Source organism: Cupriavidus nantongensis (assembly GCF_001598055.1).
Classification (GTDB): Bacteria; Pseudomonadota; Gammaproteobacteria; order Burkholderiales; family Burkholderiaceae; genus Cupriavidus; species Cupriavidus nantongensis.
On record NZ_CP014844.1, the window covers coordinates 4,275,427 to 4,289,884 of the forward strand.

The 14,458-nt window shown below is 66.4% G+C and carries 14 protein-coding genes; 8 read left to right on the forward strand and 6 right to left on the reverse strand.

Features of this window, described 5'->3' with window-relative positions; translation table 11 throughout:
- The first annotated feature begins 16 nt into the window (after positions 1-16).
- Positions 17-916 carry a recombination-associated protein RdgC gene (locus A2G96_RS19785; protein ID WP_018006296.1) on the forward strand — a complete coding sequence of 300 codons (900 nt, stop codon included), beginning with the start codon at positions 17-19 and terminating at the stop codon, positions 914-916.
- Positions 917-970: 54 nt separating this feature from the next.
- On the opposite strand, the gene A2G96_RS19790 is transcribed toward A2G96_RS19785, so the two are convergent.
- The gene (locus tag A2G96_RS19790; RefSeq protein WP_018006295.1) at positions 971-1,414 is read right to left on the reverse strand and encodes a thioesterase family protein; all 444 of its coding nucleotides are present in this window, start codon (positions 1,412-1,414) and stop codon (positions 971-973) included.
- A 287-nt stretch (positions 1,415-1,701) separates the two neighbouring features.
- Here A2G96_RS19790 and A2G96_RS19795 point away from each other — a divergent pair, with 287 nt between their 5' ends.
- Entirely contained in the window at positions 1,702-2,694 is a 993-nt protein-coding gene (locus A2G96_RS19795) for a Bug family tripartite tricarboxylate transporter substrate binding protein (protein ID WP_062801748.1), read from the forward strand.
- Between the two features lie 23 nt (positions 2,695-2,717).
- Here the strand turns inward: A2G96_RS19795 and A2G96_RS19800 are convergent, their stop codons facing one another.
- On the reverse strand, positions 2,718-3,617 hold the full coding sequence (locus A2G96_RS19800; protein WP_062801749.1) for a LysR family transcriptional regulator: 900 nt from the start codon (positions 3,615-3,617) through the stop codon (positions 2,718-2,720).
- A 243-nt stretch (positions 3,618-3,860) separates the two neighbouring features.
- On the opposite strand from A2G96_RS19800, the gene A2G96_RS19805 reads away from it, so the two are divergent.
- The 4 genes from A2G96_RS19805 (at position 3,861) to A2G96_RS19820 (ending at position 8,445) form a co-directional block, all read left to right on the forward strand.
- Entirely contained in the window at positions 3,861-4,844 is a 984-nt protein-coding gene (locus tag A2G96_RS19805) for a tripartite tricarboxylate transporter substrate binding protein (RefSeq protein WP_062801750.1), read from the forward strand.
- Between the two features lie 27 nt (positions 4,845-4,871).
- Entirely contained in the window at positions 4,872-5,642 is a 771-nt protein-coding gene (locus A2G96_RS19810) for a class II aldolase/adducin family protein (RefSeq protein WP_062801751.1), read from the forward strand.
- Positions 5,643-5,678: 36 nt separating this feature from the next.
- Positions 5,679-6,719 (forward strand): TauD/TfdA family dioxygenase, encoded by a 1,041-nt coding sequence (locus tag A2G96_RS19815; RefSeq protein WP_062801752.1) that lies wholly within the window; start codon positions 5,679-5,681, stop codon positions 6,717-6,719.
- 223 nt (positions 6,720-6,942) lie between these two features.
- Positions 6,943-8,445: a methyl-accepting chemotaxis protein gene (locus A2G96_RS19820; protein ID WP_150124182.1), complete on the forward strand. Its 1,503-nt coding sequence runs from the start codon at positions 6,943-6,945 to the stop codon at positions 8,443-8,445.
- 15 nt (positions 8,446-8,460) lie between these two features.
- Here A2G96_RS19820 and A2G96_RS19825 read toward each other — a convergent pair whose 3' ends face one another.
- The gene (locus tag A2G96_RS19825) at positions 8,461-9,168 is read right to left on the reverse strand and encodes a FadR/GntR family transcriptional regulator (protein ID WP_062801754.1); all 708 of its coding nucleotides are present in this window, start codon (positions 9,166-9,168) and stop codon (positions 8,461-8,463) included.
- Between the two features lie 101 nt (positions 9,169-9,269).
- A complete protein-coding gene (locus A2G96_RS19830) occupies positions 9,270-10,604 on the reverse strand; it encodes an MFS transporter (protein WP_062801755.1) in 1,335 nt (444 codons plus the stop codon).
- Between the two features lie 301 nt (positions 10,605-10,905).
- On the opposite strand from A2G96_RS19830, the gene A2G96_RS19835 reads away from it, so the two are divergent.
- Positions 10,906-11,442, forward strand: a complete 537-nt coding sequence (locus tag A2G96_RS19835) for an ureidoglycolate lyase (protein WP_062801756.1) — start codon at positions 10,906-10,908, stop codon at positions 11,440-11,442.
- 39 nt (positions 11,443-11,481) lie between these two features.
- Here A2G96_RS19835 and A2G96_RS19840 read toward each other — a convergent pair whose 3' ends face one another.
- Complete coding sequence (locus A2G96_RS19840) at positions 11,482-12,003, reverse strand: hypothetical protein (protein WP_062801757.1); 522 nt, start codon at positions 12,001-12,003, stop codon at positions 11,482-11,484.
- 391 nt (positions 12,004-12,394) lie between these two features.
- Positions 12,395-13,498 carry an IS5 family transposase gene (locus A2G96_RS19845; RefSeq protein WP_062799342.1) on the reverse strand — a complete coding sequence of 368 codons (1,104 nt, stop codon included), beginning with the start codon at positions 13,496-13,498 and terminating at the stop codon, positions 12,395-12,397.
- 389 nt (positions 13,499-13,887) lie between these two features.
- Here A2G96_RS19845 and A2G96_RS19850 point away from each other — a divergent pair, with 389 nt between their 5' ends.
- A complete protein-coding gene (locus A2G96_RS19850; RefSeq protein WP_062801758.1) occupies positions 13,888-14,397 on the forward strand; it encodes a GNAT family N-acetyltransferase in 510 nt (169 codons plus the stop codon).
- Positions 14,398-14,458: the final 61 nt, after the last annotated feature.

Consider the following 14,458-nt stretch of genomic DNA (forward strand, 5'->3'; position numbering starts at 1 on the left):
TTTGGCCGAATTCCCCATGTGGTTCAAGAATCTGCAGGTCCATCGTTTCTCCGCCCCGTGGTCGCCCAGCGCCGACGAGGTCGAAGCCAGCCTGGCAAAGCACGCCTTCTTTCCCGGCACCAGCCTCGAGATGCAGACGCAGGGCTGGGCTTCGCCGCGTGACAACGGCCAGCTGGTCCATACCGTCGGCCGCCAGATGCTGCTGACGCTGCGCACCGAAAAGAAGCTGCTGCCCACCACCGTGGTCAACCAGGTCACGCGCGCCCGCGCCGCCGAGATCGAAGAGCAGCAAGGCTACAAGCCGGGCCGCAAGCAAATGAAGGAACTGAAGGAGCAGGTCACCGAAGAGCTGCTGCCGCGCGCCTTCAGCATCCGCCGCGACACGCGCGTGTGGATCGATCCTGACAACGGCTGGCTCGCCATCGATGCCGCCGCCGCGGCCAAGGCCGATGAAGTGCGCGGCATGCTGTTCAAGGCGCTGGACCCGCTGCCGCTGATCAACCTGCACGTCAACCAGTCGCCGGTGGCGGCCATGACCGAATGGCTGGCCGGCGATGCGGCCCCCGCCGGCTTTACCGTCGACCAGGAAATCGAGCTGCAGTCCGGCGCCGAAAGCAAGGCCACGGTCCGCTACGTGCGCCACCCGCTCGACCCCGAAGACCTGCGCCGCCACATCGCTGCCGGCAAGCGCTGCACGCGCCTGGCGATGACCTGGAACGACCGCGTCTCGTTCGTGCTGACCGACGGGCTGGTAGTCAAGAAAGTCGCGCCGCTCGACGTGATCAAGGAACAGGCCGACGGCACCGCGCACGATGAAGACGAGCGCTTCGACGCGGACTTCACCATGATGGCCGGCGAGCTGTCCGGCATGCTGGTCGACCTGACCGAGGCGCTGGGCGGCGAGCGCAAGGCCTGAGCCGGCTCCTTCCAAAACACGTGGCGCTGTCCCCGGACCGCGCCACGCCGGCGCCTATTCCACCCAGTTCACCTTCGGGAAGCGCCCGGCGAATCCCGCCGGCATCGCCACCACGCGCTTGGCCACGTAGTCGAAGAACACGAAGCCCGACTTGGCCATCGCGATCAGCGCGCCATCGGCCGGCCGCGTGATGCGGAAGATGATGTCGCCGCCGTACTTGTTGAAGTCCATCACGCCCACCTCGAACAGCAGCTGGTCGCGCGCATGGGCCTCGTTGCGGTACATCGTCGCCAGGTCGGTGACGATGATGCCGACGCCTTCCTCGCGCACATCCTCGCTGCCGAATTCGAACAGGAACCGCGCCCGCGCCTCCGAAATCATTGAGATCATCGAATCATTGGCAAGGTGGTTGGCCGAATTGATGTCCGTCACGCGCACAGTGAGGTGCGTGGCGTAGCAAAGCTGGTCGGCGGGCAGGTCGAGTTTGAGGCGGGCCATGAGGGTTCAAGCAGTAAATGGATCAAGCGCCGCACGGACCGGAAAGACTGCACGCGCCCGCAGCGGCGGCGCCATCATAAGCGATGCCGCGGTTCGGATTGCGGCGCGGTCGCATGCCCCTGCGCAAACCCGATCCGGGTAAGTACTCCCCACCGTTTTCGTCCATCCCGCCGATGCAGCGACGCATTGCGGCCTCGTACGCTGCGCGTTGCCGTGGCCACTGCCGCACTGACCCACAGATGCCAGGGCCGCATGCCGACACGACGTCAACCACTGGAGGAAACACCATGCAAGCCGACCGCCGCAAGGCCCTGCACTGGCTGGGAGCCGGATCCCTGGCCGCCGCCGCTTCAACCCTGGGAATCGGCCCGGCCCGGGCCCAGCAGGCGTGGCCGGCGCGTCCGGTGCGCCTGGTCGTGCCCTACCCGCCCGGCGGCGCCACCGACGTGCTGGCGCGCGCGCTGGGCGACCCGCTGGGCAAGCTGTGGCAGCGCCCGGTGATCGTCGAAAACCGTCCCGGCGTGGGCGGCATGATCGGCGCCGACGTGGTCGCCAAGGCGCAGCCGGACGGCTACACGCTGCTGCTCGGCCTGCCCAGCCTGGTGCAGACGCCCTATATGGTGGCCAAGCCGCCGTTCGACCCGCTGCGCGACCTGACCGCGATCGGCCAGCTGTGCACCTCCAGCCTGGTGCTGACCGCGAGCAGCGCCATGCCGCGCACGCTGCCGCAAATGGTGGCGCTGGCCAAGTCCCAGCCGGACAAGTTCTCGTATGGCACCTATGGCATCGGCACCGGCGCGCATCTCTATATGCAGGTCTTCCTCAAGGGCGCCGGCGCCGAGCTGGTGCACGTGCCGTACAAGGGCGAAGCGCCGATCGCCACCGACCTGATCGGCGGCCAGATCTCGCTGGGAACGCTGTCGCCGATGACGGTGCGCCAGCATGCGCGCACCGGCAAGCTGCAGCCGCTGGCAGTGACCGGCAACACCCGCGCGCCGATGCTGCCCGACGTGCCCACCTTCCAGGAACTCGGCTACAAGGGCCTGGACGGCCCGGCGTGGCTGGGCCTGTTCACCACGGCCGGCACGCCGCAGGCCATCGTCGACAAGATCGCGGCCGACGTGGAAACGGTGATGGCTGCGCCGGACATCCGCCAACGGCTGGCCGATCTCGGGCTGATCGTCAAGACCACGCAGCCCGCGGCCTTCGCGGCGACGACGCGTGCCGACCAGGCGTATTGGGGCAATGTGATCAAGGAAAACAATATTCGGCTCGACTGAGGGGTGACACCGCCGGCATCGGTTCAGATGCCGGCTTCCCTGCACCAGCGCACCAGCGCATCGCGGAAGTCGCGGCACAGCGGCGACAGGTAGGCGCTGGTCCGCCAGAACACGGCCAGCTCATACTGCCAGCACATGCCCTCGCCCTCGATGGCTTGCAGCCCTTGCCCCACTGCCTGGCCCAGCAGGCGCTGCGGCATGATGCCGAGCAGGTCGGTGTTGCGCAGCAGGTCGGCAAACGACACCGATGAACTGGTGCTTTCGACTGTCACGCGCGGCGGCGGCAGGCCGCGGCTGGTGAAACGCCCCTCGAAGCCGCTGCGCACATAAAGCGAGGTGGCGGGCGCCACCCAATGCTCGTCCACCAGGTCTGCCAGCGAGCGGAAGCGCGCGCGTCGCGGATGCTCCGTCCGCGCCACCACTTGCAGCGTCAGCGCCCCCAGCGGCAAATACTGGACGCCCTCGGTGGCACCGTCAGGCAGCGCGGCACAGACCAGGTCCACTTCACCATCCTGCAGCGCGGCCATCAGCTGCGGACTAAGGTGGGTAGCGATCGAGAACCGGGCCAGCGGCCGGCTAGCGAGGAATTGCTCGAGCAGCGGCGAGAACAGCGATGGCACCACGTGCGGCAACGTTGCCACGCGCACCTGGCCGACGCGCGCGTGGCGCTCGTCGTTGATCTCGCTTTCCATGTCGTCGTGGGCCAGCACGATGCGCCGTGCGTGCGCCAGCAGCTTGTGGCCGACCGGTGTCAGCATGACGCCGCGCGGCATGCGCTCGAACAGCTGCATTCCTGCTTCCGCCTCCAGCCTTGCCAATACCTTGGACAGCGACGACTGGGTCAGCCCCAGCGTGCCTGCGGCCTTGTGCAGGTTGCCGTGCTCGGCCACTGCCAGGAACAGTCGGAGGTCTTCGGTTTTCATGGCGCTCCAGTAACAGGCCGGGGTTGCGCGATGTTGCCGGTCCGGCGAAGGCCATTCTAGTGCGCGATTCCAGTTCGGAATCGCTTTGCCGGACGCCGGCATCGCTGCACCCGGGCAAGCGCCATAGACTTTTCCGCAGGCAGCACAGGACGGCAATCCTGCACAGCCCGGACACACGGGACGCCTTGCACGCATCCGGCCACAGCCGAGCGCGCGCTGCCGCCGACCAGACCAGGAGACCCCATGCCCCCAATCCCCGACGCCCGCCGGCGCGCCCTGCTAAAGGCCATGCCGGCGGCAGCCCTCGCCGCCGCCGTGCCCGCCATCGTGCGCGCACAGGCCTGGCCCACGCGGCCCATCACCCTGATCGTGCCTTTTACCGCCGGCGGCGCCACCGACGTGCAGATGCGCGCACTGTGCCTGGCGGCCTCTAAGACGCTGGGCCAGCCGATCGTGATCCAGAACCAGCCCGGCGTAAGCGGCACGCTGGGGCCTGCCGCGATGGCACGCAGCGCGGCACGCGACGGCTACACGCTGGCGCTGATCACGCCGGCGCTGTTTCGCCTGCCCCACCTGCAGCCGGTGAGCTATGACGCCCTGAAAGACTTCACCTACATCATCGGCCTGACCAGCTATGTCTACGGCATCTCCGTGCCGGCCGGTTCGCCGTGGAAGCGCTTCGGCGACTTTATCGAATATGCGCGGGCCAACCCGGGCAAGCTCAATGTGGCAGCCGTCGGCACCGGCTCGCTCGGCCAGATCACGGTGCGCCGGCTCGAGCAGCAGGCCGGGATCCGGCTCAACTTCATCCCGTTCAAGGGCGGTGCCGATGCGCTTTCGGCGCTGCTGGGCGGCCATGTCGACGTGATGATCGAAGCCGGCTGGGGCGCCATGGCCGAAGCGGGCAAGGTGCGCCTGCTGGCCGTGGCCGAGCCGCAGCGCCTGAAGCGCTGGCAGGCCGTACCCACCCTGCGCGAGCTGGGCTACGACATCATCGTGCAGTCGGAAATCGGCATCGCCGGCCCGCGTGCGCTGGAACCCGCAGTCGTCGCCACGCTGCACGACGCTTTCCGCCAGGCCACGTCGGACCCCGGCTACGTGCGCGCGCTGGAAGCCGAATCGATGCCCAACCGCTATATGAATACCGCCGATTATCAGCACTACGCCGCGTCGCAATTCGCCAGCGACAAGCGCCTGGTGGCCGAACTCGGCATCCGGCTGGACTGAGCCGATGCCCCGCGCAGGAGCCATGACATGAGCGACACCGATCCGATCCGTCCCGTCGGCATCGCGCAGGCCGAATGGGAGACCCGTGTCGAGCTGGCGGCGCTGTATCGCGCCATCCACCGGTACGGCATGACCGACCTGATCTACAACCACATCACCGCGCGCGTGCCCGACGAGCCCGAGCACATCCTGCTGAATCCCTACGGGCTGCTGTACCACGAGGTGACCGCCTCCAGCCTGTACAAGATTCACCTGAACGGCGACATCGTCTACCGGCCCGAGGGCGACACCGGCGAACTTGGCCTGAACCCCGCAGCCTATGTGATCCACACCGCCGTGCATGCCGCGCGCCATGACGCGCTGTGCGTGCTGCACACCCATACACGCGCGTCGTCGGCGGTGTCGGCGATGGCCTGCGGGCTGCTGCCAGTATCGCAACATGCGCACATGTTCTACGGACGCATTGCGTACCACGATTTTTCCGGCCCGGTGGTCGACCTGGCGCAGCAGGGCCAGCTGGTGCGCGACCTTGGCGCGCACCACGCGATGATGCTGCGCAACCACGGGCTGCTGGTTTGCGGCCGGACCATCGCCGAAGCCTTCTTCAACATCTACTGGCTGGAAACGGCCTGCAAGATCCAGGTCGACGCCATGGCCGGCGGCGAGTTGGTGATGCCATCGCAGGCATCGCTGGAAGCCAGCCGCAAGGCCTTCGGCCGCATCGCCATCCGCGGCGAACGCGAATGGGCCGCAGTGCGGCGCGAACTGGACCGCATCGATCCTTCCTACCGGGCCTGAGCCCGTGCGACCGACGACTACCGAATGGAGATCACAATGACCCAAGCCATCCCCACCGCCGAGGCCGCAACCGTTGCGGTGCCAGTACCCGACCTTGGGCCGAACGTGCGCTGCCACGTGCTGCGGCCAGGCCGCCCGCCGCTGTTCATCGAACCGGCCGGCGCGGCGTTGTGCGAGCGCGCGCGCTTTCGCGAGTGGACGCGCGCGGCACGCCCGGTGCTGGACGCGCTGATCCTGGAGCACGGTGGCATCGTGCTGCGCGGCTTCCCCACCGTCGGCACCGAGGACTTCGCCGCTTTCATCGAACAGTTTCCCGCCTTTGACGGCGGCTACGCCGGCGGCCGTGCCCCGCGCGAAACCATCAGCGGCCGCGTGATGGAAGCCACGCGGCTGTCGGCCAGCGTGCGCCTGGCGGTGCATTCCGAAATGGCTTACCGCCGCGACTACCCGCGCCGCATCGCCTTTTTCTCGCGCAAGACCGCCGAGGTGGGCGGCGAGACCCTGATCGCCGACGTGCGTGACCTGGCCGAGCGCATGGTTCCGGAACTGGTCGGCAAGATCGCCGCGCTGGGGTCCCGCACCGCCATCAACTTCGGCCCGCGGCGCGATGCGGATGATGCCTCTTACGCGCATATGGACGAGCGCGGCTGGAACCAGTCGTTCCATACCGAAGACCCGGCCGAGGTGAACCGCCTGTGCGCCGAGCGCGGGCTGGAGCCGGCGTGGCATGACGACGGCAGCCTGACCGTGTTCAATGTGCTGGAACCGTTCGTGGTGCATCCGCAGACCGGCCGCAAGCTTTACCGATCGATCCTGCATATGCAGCCGCAGGTGGAGCATCCCGAGCAGGAGCGGGAACGGCGCCAGCGCCAGAAGTACCCCACCGGTGCCACGCTGGGCAATGGCGAAGCGCTGACTGATGCCGAGCGCGCCCATATCAACCAGCTTTGCGACCAGACCACCTATAGCTGGCCCTGGCGCGACGGCGACGTGATGGTGCTGGACAACTTGCAGGTCTGGCACGGCCGCAACCCTTACCAGGGCACGCGCGACGTCCAGGTGGCGCTGCTGGATTGAAGCTCCGCGGCGCGGGCGGAACATCGTAGCTGCTCGCGCCGCCCTCGAACATCACTCAATTGCAGCAATTTGCTGCCCGGTGTTGCGCGCCCGCGGCATGGCCCGCCGCGTGCCATGGGCGTCGATATAATCAGCCGCGCAATACCCAAAACAAGAACAGTAAAACAATAGATCCCATGCGGACGGGGTGCAGCGTCTTCTCGAACCACGCTGCGGGGTAAACATGACCAGCGCTGACCACGCCCTGTCCGGACGCCTGTCCGCGACCATCCCTGCCCGCCGTGCCGCGGGCCCTTCCGTTTCCGCACCGGCCGCGCCGCATATGCCGTTGCTGCAAGGCGTGCACCGCCGCTCAGACCGCTTGATGACGGCGCTGCTGTGGCTGCTCTGCCTGTTGTCGCTGGTGGTCGGCAATCACTATGGATCCACCGGCCTGACGCTGACGCTTGGCCTGCCGATCGCATTGCTCGGCACGCTGATGGTGGTCGCCCTGCCGGCCCGTCTGGCCACGCGGCTGGCGATGGCGGTGCTGATGATGGTCTTTGTGGCGCTGCTGATCCACCAGGCGCACGGGCAGGTGGAATTCCATTTCCTGGTGTTCGTGTCGCTGTCGATGCTGCTGGCCTATCGCGACTTCCGCGTGATCCTGCTGGCGGCGCTGGTGATCGCGCTGCATCACCTGAGCTTCAACTTTTTCCAGCAATGGGGCTGGAACACCATCTGCTTCACCGATCCCAGCTTCAACATGGTGCTGTTCCATGCGGCCTTTGTCATCGCGCAGACTGCGGTGCTGTGCGTGATCGCCTGGCGGCTGGAGCGCGACGCCCATTCCGCCGATGAACTGAGCGCGCTGGCCGCGGGCATCGGGCGCGAACCCGGCTATCTGACCCTGGCCGGCGACGGCAGCGAGCCAGACAGCGACTTTGCCCGCGCCTTCCGCAAGACCCTGGACACCGTGCGCCAGACCTTGCTGCAGGTACGCGACACCGCCGGCACCGTCGCCAGCGCCGCGGGCGAGATCCTCGACACCAGCGCCAGCGTCGCGCGCCGCACCGATGAACAAGCGCGCATCGTGGCCCGGACCATGCACGATATGCAGGCACTGACCCAGTCCGCGCGCGCCAGCGCGGACCAGGCCCGCGGCGCCTGCGAGCTGGCCGGGGCCTCCAGCGCCGTGGTGGCGCGCGGCAGCGGCGAGATCCTGTCGGTGATCCAGACCATGGGCGAGATCGACGAGGCGTGCGGGCGCATCACCGAGATCATCGGCGTGATCGACAGCATTGCCTTCCAGACCAACATCCTCGCGCTGAACGCCGCGGTCGAAGCCGCGCGCGCCGGCGAGCACGGCAAGGGCTTCGCCGTGGTGGCCGGCGAGGTGCGGCAACTGGCGCACCGCTGCGGCGCCGCCGCGCGGGAGATCCGCGGCCTGATCAACACCTCGGTCGAGCGCGCCCACGCCGGCACCGAGCTGGTGGGCCACACCGGCGAGACCATGAACGAGGTGGTGGCCAGCATCGGCAAGCTCGCCGCGCTGGTGCAGGAACTGGCGACGCTGGGCGACCACCAGCGCAGCGGCATCGAGGGCATGGCGCAACGCGTGGCCGAGATCCAGGCGGCATTCGAGGAGAACGCCGAACTGGTGGCCGGCGCGGCAGAGGCGGCGCGGGCACAGCGGGCGCAGACCGAAGGGTTGAACCGGGCGGTGGGGGTGTTCAGGCTGGATTGAGGTCAGGCCCGACGCTTACTCGTCCTTTTCGTCGCCGGTGGGGAAATGGACGCCGGCCCGGCGTGCCGCCAGCATGATGTGGCGTTCCATGGCGCGCTGCGCCTGTTCCGGCTGGCGCGCGGCCAGCGCCTCGATGATGGCGCTGTGCTCGAGAAAGGTGGCGTTGCGCGCGCCGCGCCGATAGTACGGCAGGCGCTGGCTCTCGCGCATCACCTCGGCGCTTTCGCGCAGGATCTCGCGGATGACCTGGTTGCCGGACACCGTGACGATCAGCGTATGGAACTCATAGTCCAGCTGCGAGGCCTCGTCGTAGGCATCGGCCTCGATCGCCCGCTGCATGGTGGCCGCGTTCTGGCGCAGCTGCTCGATCTCGCCGGTGGAGATGGCCAGTGCGGCCAGCCGCGCGGTCAGGCCTTCCAGCGCAAAGCGCAGCTGGTAGATATCGATCAGCGAATGCGTGGCGGCAAAGCGCCACGGCGGCGTAGCCGCGGCGCTGTCGCCGGCGGTGGTCACATAGACGCCCTTGCCCGGGCGCGACACCACCACGCCCATGCCCTGCAGCGTGGAGATCGCCTCGCGCAATGACGCGCGGCTGATGCCGACCTTCGCCGCCAGTTCCCGCTGTGCCGGCAGCAGCGTGCCCGCGGGGAACGTGCCGTCGCGCACCCATTGCTGGATAAGGCTGACGGCCTGGTTGGCGACGGAGGCGGAAGATCCTGTCATACGTGCGGGATTGACCAGTAAGGGTGACGCGTAAGGAACGGCAAAGGGGCGCAGGGCCGGTTGCCGCAAATTCTAGCCGACAAACCCGCCCGCCCCGCCCCTTACTTGTTGACCAGTTTGGCCGGCACCGAGTACGTCAGCAGCGCGCCGCACAGCAGCACCGCCGCCAGCACGAACATCGCGGCATCGGTGCTCTGGGTGGCGTCCTTGATCAGCCCGATCATGTACGGGCTGATAAAGCCGGCGAGGTTGGCGAACGAGTTGATCAGCGCAATGCCCGCCGCGGCGCCCACTCCCGACAGGATCGCGGTGGGCAGGCTCCAGAACAGCGGCGACGTGGCCAGGCTGCCGCCGGCCGCCAGCGCCAGCGCGGCGAGCGACAGCGCGGTGTTGTGGCTGAACACGGCGCTCAGCACCAGCCCCGTGGCCGCGCAGCAGAACGGCACGATCAGGTGCCAGCGGCGTTCGCGCATGCGGTCCGAACTGCGGCTGACCAGGATCATCGAACACACTGCCACGCCGAAGGGAATCGCGGTCAGCAAGCCCACGTCCAGCACGCTTTTCACACCGGTCTGCTTGATCAGCGTGGGTAGCCAGAAGGTCAACCCGTACTGGCCCATCACCGTGCAGAAGCAGATCATCGTCATTTTCAACACGCGCGGATCGGTCACCACGTTGCGCAGCGACATGTGCGCGCTCTTGTGCGCATTCTCCGCGGCAATATTGCGCTCCAGCAGCGCCTTTTCGTCCGCCGTCAGCCAGCGCGCGGACTGGATGTTGTTGTCCAGGTACCAGAGCACGGCCACGCCCACCAGCAGCGACGGCACCGCCTCGATCACGAACATCCACTGCCAGCCGCGCAGGCCGTTGACGCCGTGCATGGCTTCCATGACCCAACCCGACAGCGGCCCGCCGAAGATGCCCGAGATCGGGATCGCAGCCATGAACAGCGCCACCATGCGCGCGCGCCGGTGCGACGGGAACCAGTAGGTCAGGTACAGGATCATGCCGGGATAGAAGCCGGCCTCGGCCGCGCCCAGCAGGAAGCGCAGCACGTAGAACTGCGTGCTGGTCTGCACGAACATCATCGCCGCGGAGATCAGGCTCCACAGGATCATGATGCGCGAGATCGTGGCCTTGGCGCCGATGCGGTGCATCAGCAGGTTGCTGGGCACCTCGAAGAAGAAATAGCCGATAAAGAACAAGCCCGCGCCAAGGCCATACACCGCCTCGCTGAACTGCAGGTCGGCCAGCATGTTCAGCTTGGCAAAGCCCACGTTGACCCGGTCCAGGTAGGCCACCACATAGCACAGCATCAGGAATGGCAGCAGCCGCCAGGCCACCTTGCGGTATACCGCGTCCTCCCTGGCCTGGGCGTGCGGCTGCGGCACGGCTAGGCCATCCGGCCCGGCATGCGCGGTTTCAGTGGGAATCATGGAAGTCTCCTTGGTTGTTCGAGTCATCGACGCATCCGGTCGCGGCCGGCTCATCGTCATACCGGTCTGACCAGTAGATGCCGAATGGTAGGGAGGCCCCTTGCCGGTGTCAAGGCGATGTCATGTGGGGGAAAGCCCGTATAGGCGCGAAATCGGCGAGTCGACGGCCGCCCGGACGCTTGTGCTACGCCGTGACTTGCTGCAGAATCCGGCTCAGCTGGTCTGACCAGTCAAGCCATTCACGGGATCGCTGGCGCCCGGTCAGCCGCTCGCCGCGATTCCCAGATCCGGAGACTTATTGATGGAAACCACGCTCGCGCGCATGGCAGGCGCCCGCATGAGCCTGCATCCGCAGCCGCTGAACGCAGCCGCCTTTGCGCCCTTCGGCGATGTCATCGAGACCCGCCCCGCAGGCGATCCCGGCGCCTTTCCGATCAACGGCGGCATGGTCACGCGCCACCATGACCTGGCCACGGTCGAACTCGGCGGCGGCCGTGCGCTGATCAACCTGTTCGAGGCCAGGCCCTACGCCTACCCGATGGAAATCGCCATGCTGGAGCGCCATCCGCTTGGTAGCCAGGCGTTCATCCCGCTTTCGGACCGTCCTTTTCTGGTCGTGGTCGCGCCGCCCGGCAACACGCTGGAAGCCGGGTCAGTGCGGGCGTTCATCACCAACGGCAGGCAAGGCGTCAATTACCACGCCGGTGTCTGGCATCACATGCTGCTGGCCCTGGACGCGCCCTCATGCTTCGCGGTGGTGGACCGCGGCGGCGATGGAAACAACTGTGAAGAGCGCTGGCTGGCACAGCCGCTGCGGCTTGAACTGCCAGACGCCTGACAACTAGAGGGCATGGCGCGGAATCTGCGCCACGCTGCCTCACGCCACCAGCTTGCGCAGCCGCCGCTCCATCGCCGGGACGATGTTTCCCGCGCTCCTGGCCAGGTTGACCTGCATCGCCGCCGCAGCGACGTCCATCAGCCGCTGTTCGATCTCGTAACCCTTGCCGCTCAGCCACAACAGCACTTCCCACAAATGCCAGAGCGCGCTTGCGCCCTCATGCACAGGCGGGGGGAAACTAGCCGGATAACCGAGCATCAGCTTGCGCATGTTCTGGCGCGACATGCCGAGGGTGTCGGCAATGTCCGTCAGGCCGACGAGGTCCGGAGCCGCTTCGATCAGCGTGGCGGACGGCATGGCGCGCCTGGCATCGGTGAGCGCGCTGACGAAGGCGTCGGCCGCTGATTCCGCTTCGCGGTCGAATGCGAGCGCAATCCGGCCCGCCACGCCGGTGCCCACGGTGGCATCGTCGCATCCGGCTTCGTAGAGTCGTTCGACCAGCGTGTCGGGATCGCAGTCATCCGCCGACAACTGGTATCTCAAGGTGAACGCGTATTCCATGGCGGTGGTTTCTCCTTCGGCTCGATCGACATCACGACTTCGCACCGATGCAAGCAGTGGTCCACGATCCGACGGATTCGGGTTGCGTGGTTGGATGGGCTCCTGGGTGTGCAATAGATGCTGATGACACAGAATTCCCCGGCACGACATGCGCTGTCATTGTGCAAGCAGAAGATCCGCCCCCAGGCATGGCCCCTGCCTTTCGCCGCCTCGACACGCCAGCCGCGAGACTCGGCGTGTCTTAACAGGTTGCTGAAGTACTCCCCGTACAAGAGGCGAGGCTTCCCCCTGCAAGGCAGTAGGCTTGCGATTTTTCACAATCTGGAAGCGGGACGTCCCTACATCGATTTTTTCGGCGGTTTGGCGCCCGATTCCGGCCTCATTACCGCGATTACTGCAACTGCGGACGGATTTGTCCCAGTGAGCGCATGCGCACGAGGTTGTAGGCGGCCATGCTCAGCACGAACATCTGGTCGACTCGCTTCAGTCCACGCACCATCACCTGGCGCATGCGCCCGACAGTCTTGACCCATCCGAAGCCTTGTTCGATCAGCTTGCGCTTTTGCTGCGAAACGGCATACCCGGCGCTGCAAGCAATGGCATCAGGAACGGCCGAGCGGCGCCCCGAGGTGTTCTGTGCCACGTGGGGCGTCACCTTCAGTTCCAGGCAGGCTTGAATGAACTCTTGCGCGTCGTAGCCCTTGTCTGCACCCACCGTGATTTCGGTGTTCGGGTCGTCCGTCACCTGTCGGGCATCGTTGAGCATCACCTTCGCGGCCTCGCGCTCAGCATGTCCGTCCGCATTGGTCACCATGGCGCTCACCACCAGGCCGTGACGGTTGTCGCTCAGGGTATGACCCATATAGCGAAGTTCACTCGCAGTTTTGCCCTTGCGGTACAGCTTGGCATCGGGATCGGTCTTGGACTCGTGCGTCTCGTTGCTGCGCGTGCGACCTTTGAAGTTGGCGCCGTCGTTGTCGTCCTTGTCGTCGCCGCCGTCCTTGCGCACGAAGCTCTTGTGGCCTGCCCACGCCTGAATCAGCGTGCCGTCCACGCTGAAGTGCTCGCCCGACAGCCAGTTCTTCTTCTGCGCGATGGCCAGCACCTCGTTGAAAAACTGGATCACCGCATCATGCTTGATCAGCCGCTCGCGGTTCTTGGTGAAGACCGTGGGCACCCAAACGGTGTCGTCCATCGACAGCCCGATGAACCAGCGAAACAGCAGGTTGTACTGCGTCTGCTCCATGAGTTGGCGTTCGGAGCGAACGCTGTAGAGCACCTGCAGCAGCATGGCCCGCAGCAACTTCTCCGGCGCGATGCTGGGCTGGCCACCCTTGATATCGTCCTCGTACATCTGTGCGAACAACCGGTCCATCTTTACCAGCGCCTGGTTGGCCATGGCGCGGATCGAGCGCAGCGGGTGGGACTTCGGCACGAAATCATCCAGCCTCCGCATAGTGAACAAACTTTCCGTGAAGGTATCTGCGCCGCGCATGAAAGTGGAGTTGGATGGGTTCCTCAAATCAACGCTTCAGCCAGTTGTCGCGCTGACGTCCACCGGAGGTATTTCAGCGGCCTGTTAAGGCACCTTCAATTTCCTTCCTGGGGTGTTGGGCACGGGCCATCGATTTCTCCAAGGCTAGAGGCATGGTTTACGGTTGTCAAGTGACAACCAAGGGCTCAGCCCCTTGCAATGCAATTGGAGAATTGTCCGGCTATGCGCGGTTCGTGGCGTTAAGACGACTCTGTAAGCAAAGTCTCCTGACGCAGCTTCGGAAATCGTCAACCGCTGGCCTGCGTCGGCTTGCCAGGCGCTGTCATCCTTTGTCGGCGTACACTGCCGCTGAACAGCGCTCACTTCCGGCCGACCCAGCCTACCTCTCCATGCCTGTCCCTTTCCCGCCGATCCACTCCGACCGCCTGACCCTGTCGCCCTTCCGCGGGCACGACGCAGCCGAAGCATGGCCCTGCATCACCCCCACGCTCGCCCGCTACATGGAATGGGACCCAGCCCCGTCCCCCGAGGCGTTTCGCGACGTCTGGCAGGCATGGCTGCCGGCCATGGAAGACGGAACGGATTTCATCTTCACGGTCCGACGGACCAGCGACGGTTGTTTCCTCGGCCTGGCCGGGCTGCATCATGCCGATACGCCCGCGCCGGAGTTCGGCATCTGGATTCGCGAAGACGCCCATGGGCACGGCTACGGCAAGGAAGCGGTGCTGGCCGTGGCGGGGTGGGCGACGGCCACCTTGCGGCCGGCGCGGTTTGTGTATCCGGCCGCGGAGCAGAACTGGAAGAGCTGCCGGATTGCGGAAGCGATGGGCGGCGTGGTGGTGGACCGGCAGCCGGCACGGAAGTTTGTGCGGGTGGTCTATTCGGTGCCGGTGAGGTAGCTGGACGGCCGAACGGCATCAGCAGCCGATGGCCACCGACCAGCGAATCGGCCCGACGCCC